Source organism: Halobacteriovorax sp. RT-2-3 (genome assembly GCF_047085075.1).
Classification (GTDB): Bacteria; Bdellovibrionota; Bacteriovoracia; order Bacteriovoracales; family Bacteriovoracaceae; genus Halobacteriovorax_A.
The window spans coordinates 1167582-1191683 of record NZ_JBKIYF010000001.1 but is presented as its reverse complement, the minus strand read 5'-3'; the positions used below and the strand labels follow the sequence as shown (position 1 = coordinate 1191683).

Genomic DNA, 24102 nt, shown 5'->3' with positions numbered 1-24102 from the left:
TTATTTTTCATTTTTCATTCAAAGTGTCCGTTACCATAAAGGTAAAGGCCCTCTTTGTTCCTTTTGATTTGTCTTCATTTGCAATTGCAACTTTTTCTTCGAATGCCTTTGCATCTACTTGTAGCCATCGATCATAAGCTTCTTCACTTAAGCCTTCTGCAAAGAATGCGATGATATTTTCACCATATGATTCTGCATTCTGTACCTTACTATATTTTTCTACTAGTGATAGACCCATACGCTTTAGGGTCTTAGCACTAAAATTAGCTTGGTTTTCCCCTAGACTATAGTGACCACTCTTTGTGACTCTAAGGGCCTTCATTTCAAGCATCTTTTCCACTGTTAACATGCCACTCATTCCGTAACGATATTGAATTAATTCGTTTGTTATAGGTGCACATGCCGCCAGTATATAAATCTCTGCAAAAGTACGATCGTAACTCATTTGAGTTTCGATATCTTGGTGATACTGTATTTTTTCTGAGACTTTATTCGGATTACACTTTTCAATTTCCTTTCGAATAACATCTGGAACAAGATTTAAGAGGAGAGACTCGTTACTTGTGTTGTGAATGACTCGATAGATTTTATAAAGTGTTTGATATGTAGGCTTATTCTCTTTGGCCAGGATTCGATAGAGTGTTCTTTCACTAACTCCTGTTTTTTCAGATAAAAGACGAACTCCAATTTTTACGCTCTTATATTCATCTAGCTTTTTTGCTAGGTCTAAGCTTACTTGCTCAATAGGCCCAAGAGGCGCTTGAGATAGTTGTGGAGTGTTCATTTTATCCATAGATGGCTTGAATAGCATGAGTAGATGCCGTTATCTACTCATACTATAAAAAGTATAGCTTAAGTACCTTAGGGAAATACTTAAGCTATTGAATTTATTAGTTACAAGCTGGGATTACATATTCTTTAGAGAATAGTGTTTTCTCGATCGTACGATCGTTTTTACCAACGTTTCTTCTAACAACTTCTTTTACAGATACGTTCTTAACAAGATCTTGGTTTACAGTATAAGCAACTCTTTTACAGTTTTTGTCATCATTTCTACAAACTTCTTTGTATGAAGTGTAAGTAGTTGGGAAAGAAAGGATTTCGTAACCAACGATTACAGATGCATATCCATCTTCATCAGCTTCTGGGTGACCTTTACCAACTTTTACGATTTCGTAAATTGGGAATTCTCTAGTAGTAACAAATTGGTCACCATCTAGACATACGTCAAATGCGCTAACTGGACGTCCAACGAATACAGCTGTTCCAGTGAATGAAAGATCCCAATCAGCAGATACTTCAGCTTTGATTGTATCCCATGAATCGTTTGCAGATAGTGCAAAAGATGAAACGCTTAGTAGTGCAGCAGCAAGTGCGATAATTTTTTTCATAAATTCCTCCGGTTTATTAGACATTCAGTTTTAGTTTGAAGCCTTTAATTAATTAAGTTGTTTTGATGTAGAGGTTATATTTTTGATGAAATAAGATGTCTAAAAAACACAAAGGATATTTATTTTTTTTGTGACAACGGCAGTAGAAGTAGGGTTTTTAACTGTCATCCAAGGAGGATGTCAGTAGAAAATAAAAAAGGCCGAGCATAAACTCGGCCTCAAACTTTATATATACTTGAAATTATAGACAAGCTGGGATTTCGAAAGTTTTTGAGAAAAGCTCAACTTTCTTGTCATCTCTGTCACGTCCCGCAACACGAGTGATTTTTGAAACAGTGATATCTCTAACAACTTGTTGAGTTTCAGTTGAAGTAACTGTTTTACAGTTTCTATCTTCTTTACCACGACATACTTTTCTTGTTACTTCTCTTGAGATTGGGAAAGTTAGTGTTTCGTAACCAACTACGATGTCTTTATATCTGTCACCTTCTTTACTTCCACCGATCCACTTTCTTTCGTAAATTGGGTATTGGCTTAGTGTAACAAAGTTGTCACCGTCAACACATACATCAAACGCAGTTACGATACGACCAACAAATACTGAGTATCCTGAAGAGATTTCTAGGCTTGGGTTAGCTTTTACCTCAGCTTTGATTGTATCCCATGAATCGTTTGCAGATAGTGCAAAAGATGAAACGCTTAGTAGTGCAGCAGCAAGTGCGATAATTTTTTTCATAAATTCCTCCGTTAGTTTGTTATCAAAAATTGATTTATCAATTTCTATATTTTTTAGTTGTTTTGATGAGGAAAAATTAAAATAGTTATTATTGGCCGTAAATTTTTTCTCTGTTTGAATGTTATTTCGTTCGACAATGTCCAATTGTGACAAATTCTTTATGACAAATTGGCTCGAAAGAAGACAAATGGATTGTATTGAGTTTGTTTTTGTAAAAATACTAAGTCGATAGTAATGAGGTTATCTATTTTTCGAGGCTGAATATTTAAGGAAGAAAAAAGGCAAAAAAAAAGAACTCTGTAGAGTTCCGATTTTTTCTTTTGAATGTACCACAAAAAAAGTGGTGGGCGATGACAGGATCGAACTGCCGACATCTACCTTGTAAGGGTAGCGCTCTCCCAGCTGAGCTAATCGCCCTCCGATTTGAAGTGGAGTTAGAATAAGGATTTCACTCTCACTTGTCAATACTAAAATTTAAAAAGTTTTAAAAAAAATTAATTTTTTTTGAAATATAAAGGCCTCTTATTTAGAGGCCTTTGTTTTTATGATTAAATTTTTGGATTTTCTTTTCTGATATAACCAACAGCATTGTGGCTGTGAAGACTTTCTAAGTGCTCAACCTTTGCTTGCCAGTCTAGAATCTCTTCTGCTGAGTTTAGAACTTCCGAGATACGTCTTGTTGAGTGCTCAACAAACATTGGATTATCGCCATTAAGAATAGCAAATGCTTGCTCATCAAGTCTCTTAACAAGAGACTGAGTTTCAGTTGGAAGAGCAATTCTCATTAGATCTACTAAATCTTCTAAGTGAAACTTTGACTCTGCCTTATAAGTTACAGTAATCGTCGCTACAGATCTTTGTGAGTGAGCAGAAGCAATACCACTTCCTTCAGTTGTCTCTCCATTTCTATACTGTTCTTCGTACTGCTTCGACATTGAAAGAGAACATGGACAAGTTGATGAGTATTCGTATTCCATTGTTAGGTTGATTAGAGGAATACCATCACGTCCTTCAACACCTTCCATTGATACTTTATAGTATTGCCATCCCCAGTTTCCTGACTTTAGTGACTGTTGTTTAACAGGGTAGTTAAAGTCTAGAGTTAGGTGGGCCTGTGGAATTAGTGGTTCAGTATCGTAGTCGCGAAGATCTGTACGGTATCTTCTAAGTACTGTCGCAAAGAATTCATTGTTAACATTTTTCTCTAAGCCTTCCGCTTGAAGAATATTACAGAAGCGAGACATGTTTGCACCTGTCTTATGTGCTTCTAGAAATACGAACATCGACGCTTGTGCATCTGTTGATCTAACAGTTCCATCTCTGTGTTCAAAATTTAGAGGGATGCGAAATCTTTCAATACCAACTTTTGGAATGGCGATATGAACTTCATTAGCTGTCTTTTGAAAGTCATTTAAACCTGTTTCATCTTTGATTTGGCAATTAAGGATATCTTCGCGGCTATTTCTAAGTGCTTCAATATTTTTCATGTGAGTCCTTTTGTTCCTTATACAGAGGTAGGTGTGGTCCAACCCTTGGTTTCATTAATAATAGCACGTTTTAACGTGTTCAAGCACTTTTGGCAAACGAACTCCGTAGTAATTATAAGGCTATACACTACTTGTATAGGTTCTTTATGAACGTAAGTTACTGATTTCTGGGAAATAACCTCATTTAATAAGCTTATTTTTTTTAAATAAGGTAAAATGGAATGTGACGAGGAGCTTGATATGAAGGAAAGATCCCTAAGAGTCGAAAATTTCATCAGATACTTTGGTGAGATTGAGGACGTCAAAAAACAGATTGAGTGTTGCCCTAAATGTGGGGCCAAGTTCACTGTTACTCATTTGGCCGATCACGACAACCTCTATATCCATGAAGAGGTGACTTGTGAAAACTGCACTTATGGAACTGAGGAAACACTCCACATACTGAACTAATTTAATTAAGGAAGATTAAGTGAAGTACACATTAATTATTGCTGTCATCGCCAGCCTTACGGTTGGTTTTTTTGTTGGAAAATCCCAAAGACAAAATCCTGAAATTCAAATCAAAGAAGTCGAAGTCATCAAAGAAAAGAAAGTTGAAGTCATTAAGGAAGTTCCTGTCATTGATAAGGCCGGGGATGAAGCCTTGGCACAAGCCTTTACTTTATTCTTAGCGGCCCTTGGTCTTGAAAAAATTAAGGTAGATAAAGATGAAGTAAATGAGATCATGAAAGATCCAACGGGCTTTATTGCTCGAAATTCAATAAAAGAAAAATTAGCACCTAATAAAAATAAGCCTGTGTTTCAGAATGAATCACGTTGGAGAAGAGAAAAAGAAAAAGCTGAGGTAAAACCAAAAGTCGCTGATTCAATATATAAGAATGTAAAATTCTCTCCGATCCCGGCCATTAAAGAGCCCCTTGTCTATTTAGCGCGAACTAAAGTCATTGAAGATGAAAAAAGATTCAAACGTATGAATGGTTCATATGCAGGAAATATTAAAATTTTAGAAGGCAAGTACAAAGGTCAAACCCACCGTATTGTCATCAATATTGAATATTTCAAAGATAGTGAAGGAAAGGGAACAGATGGCCAGTCAGAGATTCTTTTGTATGATGAAGATGGAAAGAATTACTCTCACTCTCGCGGTACCGGTGGCAATCGCAATATATTAGAAGGTCGCGATGGTTCATTTGTTATTCGTATCGTCGATAATACATTCCTTCACTTCATTATTGATCGTGGAATGAAGATGGCAAATTATTACGATGATGGAAAGCTCGTAGGAGTTGCCAAGCTTGTTGAGAATTAAAATGAATAGTCCTCTTCTCATTATCGTATCTGGCTTACCTGCAACAGGAAAGACGACGATTTCAAAAGAACTCGCAAAAGAGTTCTCATTACCATTGATTGGAAAAGATATAATCAAAGAAAGCCTATTTGATAGCTTGGGAGTGAAGGATAGGGCCTGGTCAAAAGAACTTGGAAAAGCAAGTTACCCAATTTTATATTCTTTTATTAAAGCACAGCTTAATGCCAATAAAAGCTTGTTGGTAGAAAGTAATTTTTCGAATCAATTCGATACACCAATTTTAAAAGACTTTATCTCAAAGTATGATGCAAGGGTGCTTACGATATATTGTGAGTGTGATGGCTCCATCTTATTTGAACGTTTTAAGACTAGGGTCTTGTCTGGGAAAAGACATCCAGGGCATCAAGATCACTTAAACTTCGATGAATTCAAAGACTCACTTTCAAAAGGTAAGATTGAAAAGTTAGAATTAGCTTGTAAAAGCCTCACTGTTAATACGACTAATATTGATGATCTTGACTTAACTGAAGTGAAAGTAGAAATAAAATCTCTACTTTCTTAAATTAATAGCGCCACTTATTTGCAATCTTAACAAGACTAAGCATGACTGGAACTTCAATAAGAACTCCCACAACTGTTGTTAGGGCCGCTCCTGAGTTGAGACCAAAAAGGGCGATGGCAACGGCCACAGCAAGTTCAAAAAAGTTACTGGCACCAATCATTGAACCAGGTGATAAAATATTATGTGGTAAGCACATCTTGCGGCCAATTCCCCAGCTTACAAAGAAGATAAAGTAAGTCTGTATTGTAAGAGGAATTGCTATCAGGACAATGTGAAGTGGATTAGCTAAAATCTTCTCGCCTTGAAAGGCAAAGAGTAGAACAAGAGTTGTAAGAAGGGCCACAATTGAAATTGGCTTAAGTCTGGCCATGAAAACTTCACTAAACCATTTCATACCAAATTTTTTGATTAAGACTTTATTTGCGATATAACCTGCAACCAGTGGAATCACGACAAAGATCACGACTGAACTTATGAGTGTATCGTATGGAATTGAAATACTTGTGACACCTAGTAAGAATTGAACGATAGGGATGAAGGCCACTAAAAGAATTAGGTCATTAATTGCAACTTGAACAAGTGTGTACTCCGGATCACCTTTTGTTAAGTAAGACCAAACAAAGACCATGGCCGTACAAGGAGCAGCACCTAAGAGAATTGCTCCCGCAATATATTCTTGTGCAAGCTCTGGACTTAAGTAAGCAGCATAAATTTTTGAGAAGAATAACCATGCAAAGAAGGCCATAGTAAAAGGCTTAATAAGCCAATTGATGATAAGAGTTAGGCTTAGACCTTTTGGGTTCTTTCCAACATCTGTGATGGAATTAAAGTCGATTTGTACCATCATCGGAAAAATCATAAGCCACACAAGAATTGCAACAGGGATATTAACCGTTGCTATATTCATTTCACTTAAAATTGAAATTGATGGGCCAAGGACCTTTCCTAGAATAATACCTGCGACGATACAGATAGTTACCCAAATACTTAAATAGCGCTCAAAAAATCCCATCTTATATCCTCTCTTCTAAATTAATTACCATTGTCTTTATTTCATCTCTCACGCGGCGATAAACCTGAAGTATTTCTTCTTCATCGCTAAAGTCTTTAGTGAGACGAGGAGGATCATCGAAACCAATATGAATGATCTTACCTCCAGGAAAGTAGGGACAGTTCTCATTGGCGTCACTACAAACTGTGATGACAATATCCATCTTTGCTTCAATTTCGTCCGTTGTATTTGATTCGTGATTTGAGATATCGACACCAACTTCTTTCATAACGGCCACGGCATAAGGATTAAGCCCATGCTTCTTTGTGCCAGCAGAGTAGAAGTTATACTTGTCGTCTTTTAGGGCCTTACCCCAGCCTTCGGCCATTTGCGAGCGACACGAGTTTCCTGTACATAGAAAGAGGATATTCTTCTTCATTACATTCCTATATTTTAAATAATATCCTATTATGACAAACTTCGTAATGAATCGAGTAGTTCTTAATTGTTAAGATTTGGTTATCGCTTACTTTGTCCTTACAATCGGCTGGGCCTGAACTTTAATGGCCTTTCCATGCTCCATAGCAACTTGTCCGCTAACGATTGTATAAGTAGGGCATCCTTTTACTTCCATTCCATCAAAAGGAGTCCAACCGACTTTAGATGCCTGGTCTTCGTTTCTGATAGTAAAGCGCTTGTTCATATCAAGGATTGTCAGATCACCATCCATTCCTTCTTGAATAAAGCCTTTGTTAAGCTTGAAAAGTTTGGCCGGATTCTCTGCTAAATACTTAACAATATCTTCTAGAGTTAGTCGTCCAGCTTCAACGTGAGTAAGCATTACTGGAAGCATTGTTTGCACACCAGGCATTCCCGAAGGAGAAGCTGGGTAGGGTTGAGCTTTTTCTTCTAGAGTGTGAGGAGCGTGATCACTTCCAAAAACATCAATCACACCGCTTTTAAGTCCTTCCCAAAGTCCATCTGTGTGATCCTTTGTGCGAATTGGTGGATTCATCTGCGCAAGAGTTCCGATCTTGTCATAGATATCTGGAGCAAAGAGAGTTAAGTGTTGAGGAGTGACCTCAATTGTACAATGCTCTTTTTGATCCTTTAAAAATTCAATTTCATCTTTTGTTGTTAAGTGAAGGATGTGAACCTTACGTCCTGCTTTCTTTGCAACTTCGATAATCATCTTTGTCGATTCAAGGGCCGTCTGAGCATCACGCCACTTATAATGAGCGTGAACGTCTCCATTTGCATTATCACGGATGGCAACATTGGCATGAAGCCTTTCCTCACTCTCACTATGAACTGAAATATGGCAGTCTAAAGTCTTGAAGATTTCAACTAGTTTGTCAGTATCATAAAGGAGAAGGTCACCTGTTGAGCTACCTAGAAAGATTTTTACTCCCGAGCATCCAACCATATCCTGTGACTTTACAAGCTCGTCGAGATTCTTTCCACTTGCTCCAATGAAGAAGCCAAAATTTGCATATGAAGTTTCTTTTGCAATATCAACTTTAACTTGGGTTGCCTCAATAGTTGTTGTTGCAGGTTTTGTATTTGGCATTTCAAAGAAAGTACAAATTCCACCAAGAACGGCGGCCTTTGAGCCATGAGCGATATCTTCTTTATGTGTTAGACCTGGCTCGCGGAAGTGGACTTGTGAATCGATAAGTCCTGGAAGAATATCGAGTCCCTGTGCGTCAATAACTTCGGCAGCGCTTTTTAGATCAGAATCATTAAATTTAGCTAATTTTACTATCTTACCGTCCTTTATTCCGATATCTTCTTGCCAGCTTTTTTGTGAAGAGTGTAGAGTGCCGTTTTTGATGATTAGGTCGAATTCACGGATATTCATGACAGTTTTCCCTTTTTCGGTTATTCTATCTGCATAAAAAAATAGAGGAGTTGATAGTGTCACTAGTAGTTTACAATACTTTAACAAAGAAGAAAGAAACTTTTACGCCATTAGAAGAAGGCAAAGTTAAGCTTTATCTTTGTGGACCAACTGTTTATGGACCGCTTCATATTGGAAACTTTCGTGGGCCTATCTTTTTTAACTTCGCAAGAAATTGGATGGAGCATATCGGTTACGATGTGAACTTCGTTTATAATTACACTGACGTTGATGATAAGATTATTAATAAAGCAAATGAGGAAGGTGTTGATTCCCTTGAAATCTCAGAGCGCTATATTAAATACTTTCAAGAAGACTTTGGGCGCCTAGGACTTCGTCCTCATACGCATAATCCAAAAGTAACGGATTATATTCCTGAAATTATTGAATACGTTCAAGGTATCATCGATAATGGCATGGCCTATGTTGTGGACGGAGAAGTTTTCTACGAAACAACAAAGCTTGAATCATATGGTGAGCTTTCAGGTGTAAATCTAGAGGAACTCAATTCGGGAGAGCGAGTCGAAGTTGATGAGCGCAAAAAAGATCCTAAGGACTTTGTTCTTTGGAAGCCTGCTAAACCAGGTGAGCCGTCTTGGGATTCTCCATGGGGTAAGGGGCGTCCAGGTTGGCACATTGAATGTTCGGCGATGATCAAGTCGATTCTTGGAAAATCTATTGATATCCACGGCGGTGGAATTGATTTAATTTTCCCACATCATGAAAACGAAATAGCTCAAGGTGTAGGATGTAATTCTTGTAAATACGTAAACTACTGGATGCATAATAACTTCATCAATATGAGTGGAGAGAAGATGAGTAAGTCCCTTGGCAATATCATCACTGCTCGCGCTTTCATGGATGAGTATCATCCAGAAATTTTAAAATATATTATGCTTTCAACTCACTACCGTTCAATGCTTGATGTGACTGATGAAAAAATTGATCAGGCTTTTGGTGGTGCAATTCGTGTTTACCGCGCACTTCAAGTGGCCAAACATGCAGCTACTTTTGAAACTAATGAAAGTGCAAAAGTTAATAAGAAACTTGCAGAAGACCTAAAGCGTTTAGATGCAAAGATTGAGAAAGCATGTAATGACGATTTCAATACAAGTGAGATGATGTCTGCGGTTTATGAAGCAGTTAAAACTTTCAATACATTAAATCTTGAAAAGAAAGCAAAGGATGTAAACTCTGCACCTACTGCAATTGCATTTTCACAGTGGATTGCAAAGTATGGAAAAATGAGTGCTCTTTTTGCAATGGATCCTGAGATATTCTTAAATGAAATTAAGGAAGTTCAAATCAGAAGAAAGGGGATTGCCCTTGATAAAGTTAATGAGCTTCTGGCAAAGCGAGCGGATGCACGTGCTGCTAAGGATTGGGATGCAGCAGATGCGGCCCGTGACGAATTAAACGCTTTAGGAATTGATTTCCAAGAAAGTGGTGATGAAGTGACGTGGTCTGTTCGTGTCTAATGACCGAACACCTATTGTAATTGTTTCTTAAAAGACCTTTATATTCTCTCCTTGTGGTAATTTTATTTATATACGCAATTGACACGAGGAGAGATTTTCATGAAAAATCTAGTAATTTCAACAGCTTTAGTACTTATTTCATCAAGTTCAATGGCCCAAATTAACTCAAAACAATTTGTAGACTGCTTTGTTAAGGCCACAAATGAAGTGATTGCAGATCTTCATGTGAATGGGTCAAAGAGTAAGAAGAAGAGGCTTTGTAAAGAGCTCTCGCAAGAGATGGTCGATCGCCTAATTGAAAAGTTCACTGTAATTGAAGGTGGAGAACTTAAGTATTACTCAGCAGATAGTATGGGTAAAGAGCGTATGATCGATATCTACGACTATATTAAAGATGATATGAATTGCTATGGTAACGCAGTCGAAGGACAAGGCGGATCTCTATTTGGAGCTCTGGCAAATACATTTGCTTATAATAAAAACTTAAAATTAACAGATCTGGCGCTGGATAAAATGGCCGGCCAAGATCTTTGGGATAAAGCATTTAGTCCAAGTATTTACAAAAATTTGAATGACTTAGATCTATCATATTGCAAGTAAGCTTAAGCTTTACTTGGCACAAATAGAGGAAGCAAATACAATACTAGAATGAAACGTTTTATCCTACTATTGAGCTTCCTCTTTTGTTTTCAACCTTTCGCAAAACAAGTCAATACGGCCCTTGTTGTAAGTGGTGGTGTTTCACTAGGCTCTTATGAGGGCGGATTCTTAAGTTATCTAACTGAATTTGAAAAATTAAATTATCAAGTACAGCGTACGCCACAAATTTATGCTGGAGCATCTGCTGGTAGTATGAACGCTTTGATTACTTTTCTTGAAGCCGGAAGAGTTCACGGTGGAGAGTATATTGTAAAGGACTCACTCTTTTGGCGACTTTGGGTGCCTTTAGGAATTGATCGACTAGCGGATAATAAGCAAATGTCCATGACTAACTTTTTATCTAAAAAGCCGATTCAATCAATGTATAAAGATGCACGCCAAATCTGGAATGAAGGCTTACGAGCTGATATCGATATTGTTTTTGGAATCACTCTTACTCAAAAGAAGCCTGAGATTATTGAAGTATACAAAGGTGGAAGAAAATTTCCTCAAATGCTAAATGAGGCCATTTTTAGAATTCGTGGTCAAGGTGAGGGGAAGCCTCCTATCATCGAAAACTATCCAATTGCCACAAATTCGACGAGACAAATCTACTTACCATTCACTAAGAATCAAAATGATAACTTAACAAAACTCTTACAGGTAATCGAGGCTTCTGGAGCCTTTCCTTTGGCCTTTAAACCGGTTGATATTGAGTATTGTAAGTACGAGGACTTTAAATCGAAGAAAAAGTGTCCATTGAGTTCAATTACAAAAAGAACATTTATCGATGGTGGGATGTTTAATAATATTCCATTAACAATCGTTAATAAGGTATCTAGGCACAAAGTCGCTAAGGATAATTTGCTTTTAATTATTGATCCAAGCGATGAACACTTACTTTATGAAACTCGTGAGTTTCAAGAGAATGGAAAGGAAGTCGCAAAGTATGTTCTTGATATTTTTGATAGCTTTATAGGAACGGCCCGTTCTCGTGAAACAATTGCTTTTTATGAGTCTCCTAGTTTTTCTAATTCTATGAGCTCAACTGTATCACTGCCTCTGGCCTCTTCTCCGATGTATGCCTTCTTTGGTTTCTTTGAAGAAGATTTTAGACGTTTTGATTTCTTAGTTGGTTATGCGGATTCTAAAAAGTTTACTAGTGACTATATTGCAAAGAATCACTCGGGACGAAAATTTAAGATGCCTAAAAGAATCCAATTTGATCAAGATGAAGCTTGTATTGTTGAAGTTGTTGAAAGAAAGGACTTTAATCATATCTGTCTTGAAGGGCTTAATAAGAATTTAAAGACAATTTTAAAAATCTCTGTAGCAAAGGTTATTGAAAACTGTGAGCAAGAGCTAGAGCTAAAATTGTGTCATCGAACGGAATCATTTAAAAAGAGTCGTTTATATGAAAATCGATATGGGGAATTTAGATTCAAAGAAAAAGAAAATATAACTCAATACACACTTAGAAAACTAAAGGATGAAGACTTTCTCTTTAATGAGCTTCATAAAACAGAGAAGAGAATAAATCGAAGTGATGCGCCATATTTGGTTATAAACAAACTACATACATCTATTGAGTCTTATACTGATAAACTCAACGCTACCGAAAAATTTGTCGCAAAATTAGGTTCAAAAGCCTATCTTGATTCTATTTACTACATTCCTTATGAGTCGTACTTCTCAATTGATTTAGGAACTCTTGCAGAAATTTCGTACACTCGTGCAATTGACGACTTTTCAAGATCGATAAAGAGTTGGCGCTGGGGTGTTGGATTGATGCTAAATTCTGTTATGGACTTTCAAGAATCTAAAGATGATGACAATGTTTTTATTCCTAATATTGGAATTGAAAAGACAATGCTTAGCTGGTCTGATGAGAGTTTACAAATAAGCCTAGGTGTACGAGGAGGCTATATGTTTTCTAGTACCGATAAGTATGGCTCTGTCGAATGTAGTAGCTTCCGTGCAAATTTTAAATCTTGCTCTGGAGTTTATGGCCAATTCTATCCACTTTTTACCTTATATGAAAAAGTACGTATTAAGCCATTTGTTCACTACATTCATGCAACAGAAAATAAAGAAATTGGTACTGGTTTAGAACTTGGGCTTAACCTTTAGTAACAGGTTTATAAAGAACTAAGATAATACCAACGATAATAAGTGGGATACTTAGAATTTGTCCCATATTTAGGGCCATACCTTGTTCAAATGCCACTTGGTTTTCTTTAAAGAATTCCACAAAGAATCGCCATGCAAAACCACCAATAAAGATAATTCCTAAAAAGCGTCCAGATTGCCACTTATTGTGAAATTTTGAATAGAGGTAGTAAACAAGTCCTGAAACTGCAAAGAAGCCAAGTGCTTCGTAGAGCTGAGTAGGGTGGCGAGCAATATTATCTGCACGAACAAATTTAAACGCCCATGGAAGATTCGTTGGATGACCAAAGATCTCAGAATTCATTAGGTTTCCAAGTCTAATAAATCCACCTGTCATAAGGGCCGGTGCTGCAACAAGATCAAGAAGCCACATCAGTGGGACATCTTTAACTCTTTTCTTAAAGGCGTATATTGAAACGATAACACCAAGGAATCCACCGTGACTTGCAAGTCCACCTTTCCATACATAGAGAATCTCAAGGGGATTACTTAAGTAATAACCTGGCTCATAGAAGAGACAATGACCTAGACGTGCACCAACGACACAACCTACAATCATGTAGTTTAATAATGAGCTTACTTCGTCTTTAGTAAAGTTTTTTTCTTTGATTAGGTAGCGGCGACAATAGCGCTCACCAATAAAGAAACCAACGATAAACATTAGTGAGTAATAACGAACGGCAATAGGTCCGATTCTAAATATTTCTGGATCAACATTCCATGTAATCATATACTTATTGTATGATGATAGTGTAGGTTTTACACTTACTTTTTACTTTAAAATCTTATGCAAGACGTTAATATACTAAACGCTCAACATTATTGCCAAGTCGCGGTTGATTATCCAAAACTACCAAGTGTTCTTACTTATAAGACGTTAGGAGAGGAGATTCCTGTTGGTACCCTTGTGGAAGTCCCTCTTGGTAGAAGGAAGGCTAAAGGTGTTGTCGTACCATTTACAATTACGCAAAAAGAATTAGAAGAAACGATTACTAAGTATAAGCTTAGGCCAATCAACGAAGTTCTCGCGCCAGAGTTTTCATTATCACAAAGTGAGATGAAGCTCTACGATTGGATGTCTCGTTACTATCACTACAATCTTGGGCAACTTGCTTGGGACTGCTTGCCAAAAATTTTAAAACGTCCTCGCGAAGTTGAAACTCAATTTGGTGATAACCAAGATTTTGAACATGAACTATCTCCGCTACAAAAGCCCATATATGAAAGTATCAATGCTAAGCTTGATAATGGATTTGATCGCTTTCTCGTTCATGGTGTTACAGGATCAGGAAAAACATTAATTTATCTTCACTTGATAAAGAATGTATTAAAGAAGGGAAAGAGTGTACTTTTCTTGCTACCTGAAATTAACTTAACGCCTCAGTTTATGGAGACGTTTAAAAAATATTTGGATTGTCCAATTCTACCGTATCACTCGGGTGTAACACCTTCTCACAAGAATGCTATTTGGAAGTTTTTAAAGAAATCTGATCGGCCAGTTCTTTTAATGGGAGTGCGCTCTAGTGTTTTCTTGCCTGTTGAAAACCTAGGCCTTGTGATCGTTGACGAAGAACATGATAGCTCATTTAAGCAAACAGATCGTTGTCCTTATAATGGGCGCGATGTTGCCATTAAGAAAGCACAGCTATTCAATGCACCTGTCGTTCTTGGTAGTGCGACGCCTTCATTAGAAAATTACTTCACTTTTTCAAAGCTTAAACCAGAGAATTACTTTTCATTGGAAAAGAGAGTTGCCGGCGGCTTTCCGGAGATTGAATTATTAGACTCTCGCTCTCATGGTGCTAAGAAAGATATGGATGCCTTATCGATTTGGCCATTTGAAAAGAAGTCTTTAGATATGATTAGTGAAGCTTTAGATAGAGACGAGCAAGTTCTCGTTTTTGTAAATCGCCTAGGTTTTTCAAATTATCTTCAGTGTCGAGGTTGTGGTTATAAATTCGAAGATCCTAATACTGGTGTACCACTAAGGTATTTTAAAAATAAAAATATTCTTTCAAGCTCTCATTCAGACTATCAAATTCCAAGACCAGAAATTTGTCCTGAATGTGGAAATATGAATCTGCTACAAAAGGGATTCGGTACAGAAAGACTGCAAGAAGTTTTACAAGAGTTTTATCCTACTAAGAAGATTGAGCGCTTTGATCGCGATGAGATCACAAATCTTGATAAGCTAGAAGATAAGCTTGAGCGTTTCCATAAAGGTGATATTGATATCTTTGTCGGAACACAAATGCTTTCTAAAGGTCACAACTTTAAAAAAGTTAATCTCGTTTTAATTTTAGGAACTGATTCAATGCTAAACTTCCCTGACTTTAGGGCCATGGAAAAAGCTTACCAAATGATTGTTCAAATTTTAGGACGAGCAGGGCGATATTCAAATCACGCTAAGGTTGCAATTCAAACGATGCTTCCAGATAATACAATGTTCGATTTTATCAAATCACATAGTTTTTCTGGTTTTTATGATTTCGAATTAACAACGCGTGAGTTTGGTCTATTTCCTCCTTATACAAAGATGGCAAATATCCACGTCTCTGGTAGAGATCGCGACAAAATAATTGCCAATCTCTCAAGTGAAATTCAAAAGCTTCGTGGGCTAATGGATCAGTTGGGAATCGATGGCCAAGTATGGGGTCCTACTCCTGCTATGATTGAAAGGCGTGCGAATATGTTCACATGGAGCATGTCTTTAATGTGTAAGAATGGGGGCGAGCTCAATCAAGTATTGCAGATTTTTCGCGCTCAAAATAAGATCGACTATTCTTTTTCTGTAAAAATCGATGTCGATCCAATGGATACTTAATTTATGCTTTCAAAAATAATTACTAGCTTCTTCTTTATCGTGGCCCCTCTTTGTTATTCACCTGGCCCTGCAAATATAACTTTGGCCGGCCTTGGGGGAACTTATAGTTTTAAGAAAACTCTACCTTTCATACTTGGGTTATGGCTTTCAACTATTTCAGGACTTCTACTTTGTCTATATGGTGCAACAGACTTCATCATGAAACATGAGAAGCTCATGAGATACCTTCCTGTTTTTGGAGCTTTATACTTATTCTTTATGGCCTATAAAAGCCTTACTAATGTAAAGAAAGTAGAGGTGAAGAATGAGGAAGAAAATAATAAAGGTCCTTCATTTCTAGAAGGGGCTATTTTTCAGGCCCTAAATCCCAAATTCCTAGTTTTCACAATTAGTGTTTACTCACCATTTTTAAATGAGGGGAAACTCTTTCTAACACTTTTTAGTGCCGTGCTTTTTTTTGGTGGAGCTAGTGCTCATCTGCTCTGGTTTTTTATGGGGAATCGTCTGGCCCACGTTTTAGGCGGGAAAAAGGCCCAGTACTTTTTTAGTATCCTATTAATCGCAGTAGGGATTTGGATGATTTCAACTTCTATCTCTAAGTAGTTAATATTACTAGCTATGTTAGTCTAACCTAATTGTCTTAAAACGATTTCTATTTATAAAGTACTTGCTAAATCTAAATAACGCATGTAGATATTGGACATGCACAAGTCACCTGTTCGCTTTTCATTTATTATTCCGATTGTTATGGGGGTAGTACTAACAATAAGCTTCTTTGTCATGGGCGCAGCTACTTACAGTATTCATAGTAATCAGGAAAGGGTTCGTTTTGAGAATGATAGAGAAATCATTTCAAGACAGATTGTAAATTCTCTAAAACTTCCTATCTGGAACTTAAATAAAGAATATATTCAGAAAATTTCTAATGTCTTTGTTAACTCAAGCGACCAGGCCGTTACTGCTATTACTGTTAGAGATGAGAATGAAAGTCTTTTGAGTCAGATTTCATTAGTTGAAGCAGCGGCCCCAAAATATGTAAGCCCTGAAATAGTCATTGAAAATTTTGAAGTTATATATGAGGGCAAGAAGATAGGAAGTGTTGAAATTAGATTTTCGAATCAATTAAATGCTATCTATGTTCACAATATCATGAAGATGATTGGGGTATGGTTTATATCGGGACTTGTTCTATCTTTGATTGTGACATCAATTGCTTACTATTATTTATTCTTTAATCCTCTAAAGCACTTTGTAAATAGAACAAGCCGTATTGCCAGTGGTGACTTCCGCCCAATACGTGAAAAATTTGTTCTTAATGAATTATCATTCTTTGCAAAAACACTTAATAAAACTCTAACCGAAATTATTTTAAGAGACGTAAAGCTAAAGAGATATAATGAAGAGCTTGAGGCGATAGTTACGACAAGAACTCAGGAATTATATGAGCAAAGAGAAAGAAGTCACGAATCAGAGAGACTCGCTGCCCTAGGGCAAATGGCCGCTGGGATCGCTCACGAGATTAATAACCCATTATTTGTCATTCTTGGAAATCTAAATCGATTAAAGAAATGTGTTAATGGCGAAAAGTGTGAATACATTCTTGAAAAGGTTGAGCTTGCTGCTGATCGAATTACTGATATTGTTAAGAGTATGTCGACAATGTCTCGTGATGGTCAAAAGGATTTAAAAACGATTATTAGGTGTGAAGAATTAGAATCAATTGTTTCATCTATTTGTCGAGGACGTTTGGCGGAAAAAGATATCCGTTTAGAATTCTCTTACGATAAATCTTCTATTGATAATTTAATTTATGCTAATAAAACTCAAATTAGCCAAGTTCTTGTTAATTTAATTAATAACTCGATTGATGCGATTGAGGAATTAGACGAACGATTAATTATCGTTTCTATAAAACAAGATTTCGAAAATCTTTATATCGAAGTCATTGATAGTGGAAAAGGGATTGATCCAAGAATCGAAAGCCGTATTATGGAGCCTTTTTACACGACTAAAGATGTAAATAAGGGAACAGGATTAGGACTTAGTTTATCTTATGAGATGATGTTAAATAATGATGGCTATCTTAGATATGATTCGAAGTCTGAAAATACGAAGTTTATCTTATCGTTACCTAGATATAGTGGAGAAGCTAGTGAATTACTTCACTAAGTACGCTTTAATATTTGCTTTTTCTACTTCTCTCTTTGCTGCCAAGGAAGTTCAGGTTGGTGCTTATCAATTCCCACCATTTTATATTTCTAAAAATGGAAAGAAGTCTGGACTCGTTTATGAGGTTATAAAAGAGCTTAATAAGGTTCAGAGTGAATATCGATTTAAGATTGTGGAAACATCTGCAAGACGTCGCTATCGAGACTTTACAACGAAGCGCTTTGATTTGATTTTATTTGAAAGTCCTAAGTGGGGATGGGAAGAACGTGGCATAAAATATGATATGACTCCTTCTTTTTTAAAAGGAGGGGAAAAATTTATCGCTAAAAAAGATAAGAATAGAACTCATGCTTACTTAAGGGATTTAAAAAAGAAGAGCATTTTGCTTTATGATGGTTATCACTATGGTTTTCTAGATTTTGATATTGATCAGAAATACGATGCGAAATTAATCTATACCAACTCACATGAAGGAAATATTTTAAGTGTCTTAAAGGGACGTGGAGATATTGCCGTCGTAACAGAGTCTTATCTAACTCAATTTTTGGAAGATAATAAAAATTTAAAAGATAAACTCATTATCTCTACTCACTACGATCAAGAGTATTCTCACCGAGCATTAGTCACTCAAGATTCTATTATCACAAGCGAAAAATTTTATCATTTCTTGAAACGAATTAAAGATCGCCCTTGTTGTCGTCAGTTTTCAAATCTTTAGTTTAACTCATACATTAATAGCTCACTAAGGCGTTCTTTAGAACGTCTCCAAGCTTTTGCTTCTTGTCTTAACTTCTCATTCTTTGCAGAGTTTGGACCCATTAGAAGTTGTCTCTTTTTTGGATTATTGATCATGACACAAAAAGTAACAGGATCTGCTTCAAAGCTTCTTCCGCAAATATTATAAACGAAGTCGAGGCTTCCTGTTTTATAGCGGTACTTCTCAAACCCTTCATTAGTTAAGTACTTGCGATGTAGAGAACCACTGTGACCAGTAATTGAAAGTAGGTTAATGAAGTAGTTATTTCCAAATTTCTTATAAGCGTTCTTATTGATGAAATTAACAATATCTTGAGCTAACATTTCTATGTTAACACTCAGTCCAGAACTATTAGTAAGCTCGCCTTTAACAGGTAGCTTTAAGTCGCTAACCATTTTTTGAGCAGCATCTTTCAAATTATCTTTTTTTGTCGCTTTTAAGACTAGTGTTTCAATAAATAAGTTATTTGAGTACTCGAGAGATAATTTTACCATATCTAAAGAAGGCACAGAGTAGACAGTGTTTAAAATTTTAGACTTAGTAAAACTTTCTTCAAACGCCACGCCTTTTGTTTCAATGCCCGCAATCTTTAAGTGATGATTAAAATAATTAGCATTAAACTGTAGAGAGTCTCTTATAGGTACTTCTAGAAAGTAATCTTTGGAATTTGTATAAACCCATGATTCCTTTTCATTATTTTTGATATGACGAAAAACTTCTCCAGGCCCTAGTGGCTTAGGTGACTTTTTAATTTCTAGGCCATTGTGAGTTGGGAAAATATTTTTATCGTCACGTCCGATCGACTTGAAACGGTTAAAATTTATGTTAAGGCCTGAAATACTTTGGTTATATGGTTGGTCATCTAGTCCAACATTTCCTATACGATTTAGATCGACAAAATTATTAACAACAATGAGTTTTCCTTCTACTTTTTTTATTCCAGCTGCCTTTACTGCATCAATGAGATCATAGGCTTGTGCTGTTAGAAAGTAGGGGTCACCTGAAGTACTTAGGATAAGGTCTCCCTTTAGTGTCCCGTTTGAAATATGTCCTCTTGAGGCAATCGATGTTTTAAAACGATAGTCTGTACCTAATTTATCGAGGATGTAATAAGCCGAAAATATTTTAAAAATCGAAGCGGGGATAAAAGAGTTTTTTGAATCGAGGGATCTTGATTTACCACTATCCCATTGTAAGAAGTAACTTAATTCGTCACCCTTATCTAAAAATTCTTTCTTTAAATTGTCGATTGATGTTGTGGCAAGAGATGCTAGAGAAAAAAATATTAAAACTAAAAACTTCATTTGTGCTTATCCTTATGGCAACAGTCTAGAGTTACAGGATCATATCCGCCTTTTGACCATGGGTGGCAACTCGCAATACGTTTTGTTGTTTTCCAAAATGCTATGTGAAATGGCAGTTTGGAAAAGGCCTCAATGCCATATTGAGAGCATGTTGGAGTATAGCGACAATTTGCCCCGAGAAATGGGGAGATTGCTATTTGGTAAAAGCGGATTAATTTGATGAAAATGTATCTCATTACGCGTTATTTTAGCATTTTCATGGATAATTTGCTAAATTTTTATGGTTCAAATTAATAGGAAAGAAGATGTTAAAACAAGAAAGAGCAGACTATATTGTCGAGGCACTTGAGGAGCTTTATCCAGAGACTCCAACGCCTCTAGATCATACGAATGAGTTCACTTTACTGATAGCTGTCTTATTATCAGCACAATGTACAGATGAACGAGTTAATCAGGTGACGCCGGCACTTTTTGCAAAGGCCGATAACGCACGCGACATGATGAAGTTAACACAAGAAGAAATTAAAGAAATCATTAAACCTTGTGGACTTTCTCCAAGAAAGTCTAAGGCCATTTATGATCTCTCAAGAATTCTTGTTAATGAACATGATGGAGAAGTTCCAGCAAGTTTTGAAGATCTTGAAAAGCTTCCTGGTGTCGGTCATAAAACGGCCTCTGTTGTTATGGCCCAGGCCTTTGATGTACCAGCTTTTCCTGTGGACACTCATATTCACAGGCTTGCTCAGCGTTGGGGCCTAACAAAGGGAAAGAATGTCGAACAAACAGAAGAGGATTGTAAGAAACTCTTTCCAAGAGATCTTTGGAATAAACTTCACTTGCAAATTATCTTCTATGGCCGCGAATATTGTAAGGCGAGATCATGTTTTGGACTCGAATGTCCAATCTGTCGCTATGTATATCCAAATCGTAAATCAAAAGTAGAGACAAAGAAATGAGAGTAACAAGAATTAATGATTTTGATATTTTACTACAAGAAGGAAGTACAAATAAGTCAATCGTAGTACTTCATGGATATGGAGCAAGTTTTCAAGATTTAGCTCCTCTATATCAGTATCTAGATCCAAAGGATGAATTCAATTGGTATTTTGTCGATGGACCGATGAAAGTTGATATTGGAATGGGAATGAAGGGAAGTGCCTGGTTTCCAATCGATATGATGGGACTTCAACAAGCTTCGATGGAAGGACGAATCGAAGATTTCTTCTCTCAGAGTGTTCCTGATGGAATCGAAGATATGCGTGATCGCTTAGTTCATTTGATCAAAGAGATTAAAAAGAATAGCACAGAAGTATTCCTAGGGGGATTCTCACAAGGCTCAATGCTAAGTCTTGCCGTTGCATATAAAGAACCTCATTTAATTGAGCGTCTCTTCTTACTTTCATCTACTTTATTTGATGAAGCGCATATTGCAGAAAATACAAAGCATATTAAGCATATTCCAATTTTTCAATCGCATGGAAGTGTTGATCCTATTCTTCCATATTTTCTGAGTGAGAAGCTTAAGAGTTATCTTGAGAAGGTTAATGAATATGAATTCCACCCATTCCAAGGTGGCCATGAAATACCAATGCCAGTTATTCAAAAGTTAAAAGATTTTTTAGGAAAGTAGAAATATGTTAAGTGGAAATATTCGCAAAATGAAAACGTCTCTTGAGGACGGACTAGCTCACTATCATTTACCTTTAGGTGATGAGCTTCTTTATATGAATGATCTTCTTGAAAAGAAGATCAAGCTAAGTTTTGATGGTCAGATAAACTCTGTCTACTCTGGTGAGTTAATTAAGAAGTCATATTCCCAAGGCTACTCTTATAAAGAAATGATTACACTTGCACAATGTGACACGTGTATCGTAAAGCCTGAGCTATGCCATTTTCATAAAGGAACATGTCGCGAGCCAGAGTGGGGAGAGAAGAATTGTATGATTCCTCACTATGTTTATCTTGCTGTATCATCTCATGTGAAAGTAGGGATCACACGTCACACGCAAATTCCTACTCGTTGGATTGATCAAGGAGCATCGTATGCTCTACCTATTTTAGAGGTACCTGATAGAAAAACTTCCGGAGAGATCGAGGTTGAGATTGCAAAAGCATTTTCGGATAAGACTAATTGGCGCAAAATGCTTATGAATGAAGTTGCAGATGAAGATTTAGAAATGCTTCGCGATCAGATCTATGATGACTTTGCAGACTTAATTGATAGTTTTGGTCTTGATGATATTGAAGAAGAAGTGACTCATATTGAGTATCCAGTAATTGAATTTCCAAAGAAGGTTAAGTCTCTTGGTTTCGATAAGAATCCTGTTATTGAGGGGACTTTAATGGGAATAAAAGGTCAGTATCTTATTTTAGATACAGGTTGTGTGAATATGCGAAAGCATGGTGGTTACTTTTTAAATGTCGAGGTCGACGTCTAGGCCACATTCTTTAGCGTGGAGCTGAACCATATTCCTCACTTCTTTTGTTGAAACTAAATGATCAAGAAGCGAAAACTTCTGCGTTAGAGGAATCGCACAACCATTGTCGCATTTAGCATCAGAAGTGATGATGTTCACATGTTCCACTGGCTTCGTATTTTGAAAGCTTGCCATCCATTTGAAATGCTCAAGAATCTTATTTGAAATATTCTGAGCTATTTCACTACGTCTTTCTAAGTTGTATAGAAAGCGGCCAGTATCTTTTTGGCGGCCATTAACTAATATATGAATGACGCCTTTTTCTTTTAGATGTACACTGTTACTTAAACACTTTGGACAAAACATTACTTTTCCTTAAATTTAAGTATAATTATAAAAGCTAAATAAAAATTAATCAAAGGGTAAAATATGGAGCCAATTAAAAGAGCGATTCCTATGCGTGACGGTGTCAAATTGTATACCGAAGTCGTTGAGCACGGTGCTAAGTACTGGCTAATAGCGACTCATGGAATAGGTGAGCATTTAGGTCGACATAAATACCTGCAAGAAATTTTTGGCTTTGATGTAAACGTTTTTCAATATGATCTTCGTGGTCATGGCCGAAGTGGTGGAGAAAAAGCATATATCGATCCATTTGAGCAGTATATGTTAGACCTTGAAGATTGCCTTAAGCATTTAAGAGAGAATTATAAAATGGAAGATTATATTCTCTATGGGCATTCGATGGGTGCTCTAATCACTTGTGGCTTCACTCAGAATAACTTAAAAGATGGCCCAAAACCTAGAGCTATAATTGTAAACGCTCCTCCTGTTGGAGTAGGTGGTCCCTTCGCAAAGTTTGTTAATAAAGTGAAAGGCAAGTACTTTAGCAAGCTGGCCTCGATTAAAATGTCGATACCACTTGGTGGCCTTGTTGACTTAAATACATTATCTCACCGTAATCAAGTTGTTGAAGAATTTAAGAACGATCCGTTTAATCTTCAAAAGCTTCACACTAAACTTCTACTTGAAATGGTTTCCTGTAGTAAGAAGGTATTTTCAAAGCCTATTAATGATGAAGTGGAGAAATATATTTCTTATGGAACTGCTGATGAGCTAGTTAGTGTTCCTGAACTTGAAAGGTACTTAAAGGAAGTAGACACAAGTTTTACGATTACAAAGATAGAAGGCGCACGACACGAACAATATCAAGAAATTGAAAAGTATCGTACACCTTATTTTAACTATCTTAGGGAAATAGTTAAAAAACTAATTTTCTAACGAGTTTGAATATAGTCGATAAAATTTTTGATTACTTTACGTCCACCTTCGTAACCTGACTTTAGCTCTTCATCTGAAAGAGTCATCTCAATATGACTATCGACAAAATCTTGCGATGCCTCAGGGTGGCCTTGGAAGCTAAAGAATGGAAGAGTCTCATGAGCGATCCCATCAAGGAAGCAATCATTTGAAGTTGCTAGGTGAACAAAACCTTTTGGAAGCTCTTTCACTTCGTAGTGATGGGTAATAAAGAGACTAAATTCTTCACCCTTATTAAAACCAAATTTATCCATGAGAATTTTTGTTTTTCTGGTCCCTTCAAAAAGCTGATTATCAGGTTTAACCATATCAACTGTTGAGCCAAAGATATCGGCAATGAGTTGATGGCCAAAGCAAATTCCCATAACAGGGATATCTTGTTCTAATTTTTCTTTCATACGTTTAGCAAGATCGACTTGCCAATCAAGTCTTTGGTAGACGTTTGAGTCTGAGCCGAAAATGATATAGCCACTGGCCTCTTCAATTTTATCTAGTGAGTCACATCCAAATTGAGATACCCAATGATATGTCGTCGGTATATTAAAATTTTGAATCATTTGATTCATACAATTGTAAGACGGATTGTTGATAGCACAGTCAATGATAGCAATAGGCTTCTTCATTATTTCACCTTCTAAGCTCGAATAAA

At 36.6% G+C, this 24102-nt stretch carries 26 protein-coding genes and 1 tRNA gene; 14 read left to right on the top strand and 13 right to left on the bottom strand.

Translation table 11 applies throughout. The features are described from left to right. Positions 1 to 7: 7 nt before the first annotated feature. From ACMAYX_RS05595 to folE2, 5 genes are all read right to left on the bottom strand, one after another. Complete coding sequence (locus ACMAYX_RS05595) at positions 8 to 793, bottom strand: helix-turn-helix domain-containing protein (RefSeq protein WP_146037746.1); 786 nt, start codon at positions 791 to 793, stop codon at positions 8 to 10. A 97-nt stretch (positions 794 to 890) separates the two neighbouring features. Next, positions 891 to 1391, bottom strand: coding sequence for a hypothetical protein (locus ACMAYX_RS05590; protein WP_103216501.1), 501 nt, complete (start codon positions 1389 to 1391; stop codon positions 891 to 893). Positions 1392 to 1632: 241 nt separating this feature from the next. Continuing rightward, a complete protein-coding gene (locus ACMAYX_RS05585; RefSeq protein ID WP_412471660.1) occupies positions 1633 to 2127 on the bottom strand; it encodes a hypothetical protein in 495 nt (164 codons plus the stop codon). Between the two features lie 341 nt (positions 2128 to 2468). Beyond that, positions 2469 to 2544, bottom strand: a tRNA-Val gene (locus tag ACMAYX_RS05580). A gap of 131 nt (positions 2545 to 2675) precedes the next feature. Then, the gene (gene folE2, locus ACMAYX_RS05575; RefSeq protein WP_103216503.1) at positions 2676 to 3614 is read right to left on the bottom strand and encodes a GTP cyclohydrolase FolE2; all 939 of its coding nucleotides are present in this window, start codon (positions 3612 to 3614) and stop codon (positions 2676 to 2678) included. A 240-nt stretch (positions 3615 to 3854) separates the two neighbouring features. On the opposite strand from folE2, the gene ACMAYX_RS05570 reads away from it, so the two are divergent. Genes ACMAYX_RS05570 through ACMAYX_RS05560 form a run of 3 tightly spaced genes read left to right on the top strand, consistent with a single transcriptional unit; the run spans position 3855 to position 5485 of the window. Continuing rightward, a complete protein-coding gene (locus ACMAYX_RS05570) occupies positions 3855 to 4064 on the top strand; it encodes a hypothetical protein (protein WP_021266029.1) in 210 nt (69 codons plus the stop codon). A gap of 19 nt (positions 4065 to 4083) precedes the next feature. After that, positions 4084 to 4923: a hypothetical protein gene (locus ACMAYX_RS05565; protein ID WP_412471659.1), complete on the top strand. Its 840-nt coding sequence runs from the start codon at positions 4084 to 4086 to the stop codon at positions 4921 to 4923. Position 4924: 1 nt separating this feature from the next. Continuing rightward, positions 4925 to 5485, top strand: coding sequence for an AAA family ATPase (locus ACMAYX_RS05560; protein WP_412471658.1), 561 nt, complete (start codon positions 4925 to 4927; stop codon positions 5483 to 5485). A 1-nt stretch (position 5486) separates the two neighbouring features. On the opposite strand, the gene arsB is transcribed toward ACMAYX_RS05560, so the two are convergent. The 3 genes from arsB to ACMAYX_RS05545 all read right to left on the bottom strand — a co-directional run bounded on the left by arsB (position 5487) and on the right by ACMAYX_RS05545 (position 8337). Further along, entirely contained in the window at positions 5487 to 6497 is a 1011-nt protein-coding gene (arsB, locus tag ACMAYX_RS05555) for an ACR3 family arsenite efflux transporter (protein ID WP_412471657.1), read from the bottom strand. Between the two features lies 1 nt (position 6498). Next, entirely contained in the window at positions 6499 to 6915 is a 417-nt protein-coding gene (locus ACMAYX_RS05550; RefSeq protein WP_412471656.1) for an arsenate reductase ArsC, read from the bottom strand. An 87-nt stretch (positions 6916 to 7002) separates the two neighbouring features. Next, positions 7003 to 8337 (bottom strand): dihydroorotase, encoded by a 1335-nt coding sequence (locus ACMAYX_RS05545; protein WP_103216508.1) that lies wholly within the window; start codon positions 8335 to 8337, stop codon positions 7003 to 7005. A 56-nt stretch (positions 8338 to 8393) separates the two neighbouring features. Here ACMAYX_RS05545 and cysS point away from each other — a divergent pair, with 56 nt between their 5' ends. The 3 genes from cysS (at position 8394) to ACMAYX_RS05530 (ending at position 12623) form a co-directional block, all read left to right on the top strand. Next, positions 8394 to 9854, top strand: coding sequence for a cysteine--tRNA ligase (gene cysS / locus ACMAYX_RS05540; RefSeq protein ID WP_392991060.1), 1461 nt, complete (start codon positions 8394 to 8396; stop codon positions 9852 to 9854). A 99-nt stretch (positions 9855 to 9953) separates the two neighbouring features. After that, complete coding sequence (locus ACMAYX_RS05535) at positions 9954 to 10454, top strand: hypothetical protein (protein WP_103216510.1); 501 nt, start codon at positions 9954 to 9956, stop codon at positions 10452 to 10454. Positions 10455 to 10502: 48 nt separating this feature from the next. Continuing rightward, positions 10503 to 12623 carry a patatin-like phospholipase family protein gene (locus tag ACMAYX_RS05530; RefSeq protein WP_392991062.1) on the top strand — a complete coding sequence of 707 codons (2121 nt, stop codon included), beginning with the start codon at positions 10503 to 10505 and terminating at the stop codon, positions 12621 to 12623. Here the strand turns inward: ACMAYX_RS05530 and lgt are convergent. Further along, a complete protein-coding gene (gene lgt / locus ACMAYX_RS05525) occupies positions 12613 to 13392 on the bottom strand; it encodes a prolipoprotein diacylglyceryl transferase (protein WP_103216512.1) in 780 nt (259 codons plus the stop codon). The genes ACMAYX_RS05530 and lgt overlap by 11 nt on opposite strands. A gap of 57 nt (positions 13393 to 13449) precedes the next feature. On the opposite strand from lgt, the gene priA reads away from it, so the two are divergent. The 4 genes from priA (at position 13450) to ACMAYX_RS05505 (ending at position 18373) form a co-directional block, all read left to right on the top strand. Continuing rightward, positions 13450 to 15486 carry a primosomal protein N' gene (gene priA, locus ACMAYX_RS05520; RefSeq protein ID WP_412471655.1) on the top strand — a complete coding sequence of 679 codons (2037 nt, stop codon included), beginning with the start codon at positions 13450 to 13452 and terminating at the stop codon, positions 15484 to 15486. Between the two features lie 3 nt (positions 15487 to 15489). Then, on the top strand, positions 15490 to 16089 hold the full coding sequence (locus ACMAYX_RS05515) for a LysE family translocator (protein ID WP_103216514.1): 600 nt from the start codon (positions 15490 to 15492) through the stop codon (positions 16087 to 16089). A gap of 99 nt (positions 16090 to 16188) precedes the next feature. Continuing rightward, positions 16189 to 17655, top strand: a complete 1467-nt coding sequence (locus ACMAYX_RS05510; protein WP_103216515.1) for a sensor histidine kinase — start codon at positions 16189 to 16191, stop codon at positions 17653 to 17655. After that, on the top strand, positions 17639 to 18373 hold the full coding sequence (locus ACMAYX_RS05505) for a substrate-binding periplasmic protein (protein ID WP_412471654.1): 735 nt from the start codon (positions 17639 to 17641) through the stop codon (positions 18371 to 18373). Before ACMAYX_RS05510 ends, ACMAYX_RS05505 begins: the two co-directional genes overlap by 17 nt. Here ACMAYX_RS05505 and ACMAYX_RS05500 read toward each other — a convergent pair. Then, the gene (locus ACMAYX_RS05500) at positions 18370 to 19716 is read right to left on the bottom strand and encodes a D-alanyl-D-alanine carboxypeptidase (protein ID WP_412471653.1); all 1347 of its coding nucleotides are present in this window, start codon (positions 19714 to 19716) and stop codon (positions 18370 to 18372) included. The two genes, ACMAYX_RS05505 and ACMAYX_RS05500, sit on opposite strands and share 4 nt — an antisense overlap. Then, the gene (yidD, locus tag ACMAYX_RS05495) at positions 19713 to 19952 is read right to left on the bottom strand and encodes a membrane protein insertion efficiency factor YidD (protein ID WP_103216518.1); all 240 of its coding nucleotides are present in this window, start codon (positions 19950 to 19952) and stop codon (positions 19713 to 19715) included. The genes ACMAYX_RS05500 and yidD overlap by 4 nt, the downstream gene beginning before the upstream one ends. 69 nt (positions 19953 to 20021) lie before the next feature. Here yidD and nth point away from each other — a divergent pair, with 69 nt between their 5' ends. From nth to ACMAYX_RS05480, 3 genes are read left to right on the top strand one after another with little or no spacing between them, the layout of a single operon-like run. Then, positions 20022 to 20672, top strand: a complete 651-nt coding sequence (gene nth / locus ACMAYX_RS05490; protein WP_103216519.1) for an endonuclease III — start codon at positions 20022 to 20024, stop codon at positions 20670 to 20672. Further along, positions 20669 to 21346 carry an alpha/beta hydrolase gene (locus ACMAYX_RS05485; RefSeq protein ID WP_103216520.1) on the top strand — a complete coding sequence of 226 codons (678 nt, stop codon included), beginning with the start codon at positions 20669 to 20671 and terminating at the stop codon, positions 21344 to 21346. The genes nth and ACMAYX_RS05485 overlap by 4 nt, the downstream gene beginning before the upstream one ends. A 4-nt stretch (positions 21347 to 21350) precedes the next feature. Then, complete coding sequence (locus ACMAYX_RS05480) at positions 21351 to 22154, top strand: DUF2797 domain-containing protein (protein ID WP_199177501.1); 804 nt, start codon at positions 21351 to 21353, stop codon at positions 22152 to 22154. On the opposite strand, the gene ACMAYX_RS05475 is transcribed toward ACMAYX_RS05480, so the two are convergent. After that, positions 22131 to 22499, bottom strand: coding sequence for a hypothetical protein (locus ACMAYX_RS05475; protein ID WP_392991071.1), 369 nt, complete (start codon positions 22497 to 22499; stop codon positions 22131 to 22133). The two genes, ACMAYX_RS05480 and ACMAYX_RS05475, sit on opposite strands and share 24 nt — an antisense overlap. A 63-nt stretch (positions 22500 to 22562) precedes the next feature. On the opposite strand from ACMAYX_RS05475, the gene ACMAYX_RS05470 reads away from it, so the two are divergent. Beyond that, on the top strand, positions 22563 to 23414 hold the full coding sequence (locus ACMAYX_RS05470; protein ID WP_412462907.1) for an alpha/beta fold hydrolase: 852 nt from the start codon (positions 22563 to 22565) through the stop codon (positions 23412 to 23414). Here the strand turns inward: ACMAYX_RS05470 and ACMAYX_RS05465 are convergent. Beyond that, complete coding sequence (locus tag ACMAYX_RS05465) at positions 23411 to 24076, bottom strand: type 1 glutamine amidotransferase (protein WP_103216523.1); 666 nt, start codon at positions 24074 to 24076, stop codon at positions 23411 to 23413. The two genes, ACMAYX_RS05470 and ACMAYX_RS05465, sit on opposite strands and share 4 nt — an antisense overlap. Positions 24077 to 24102 lie beyond the last annotated feature (26 nt).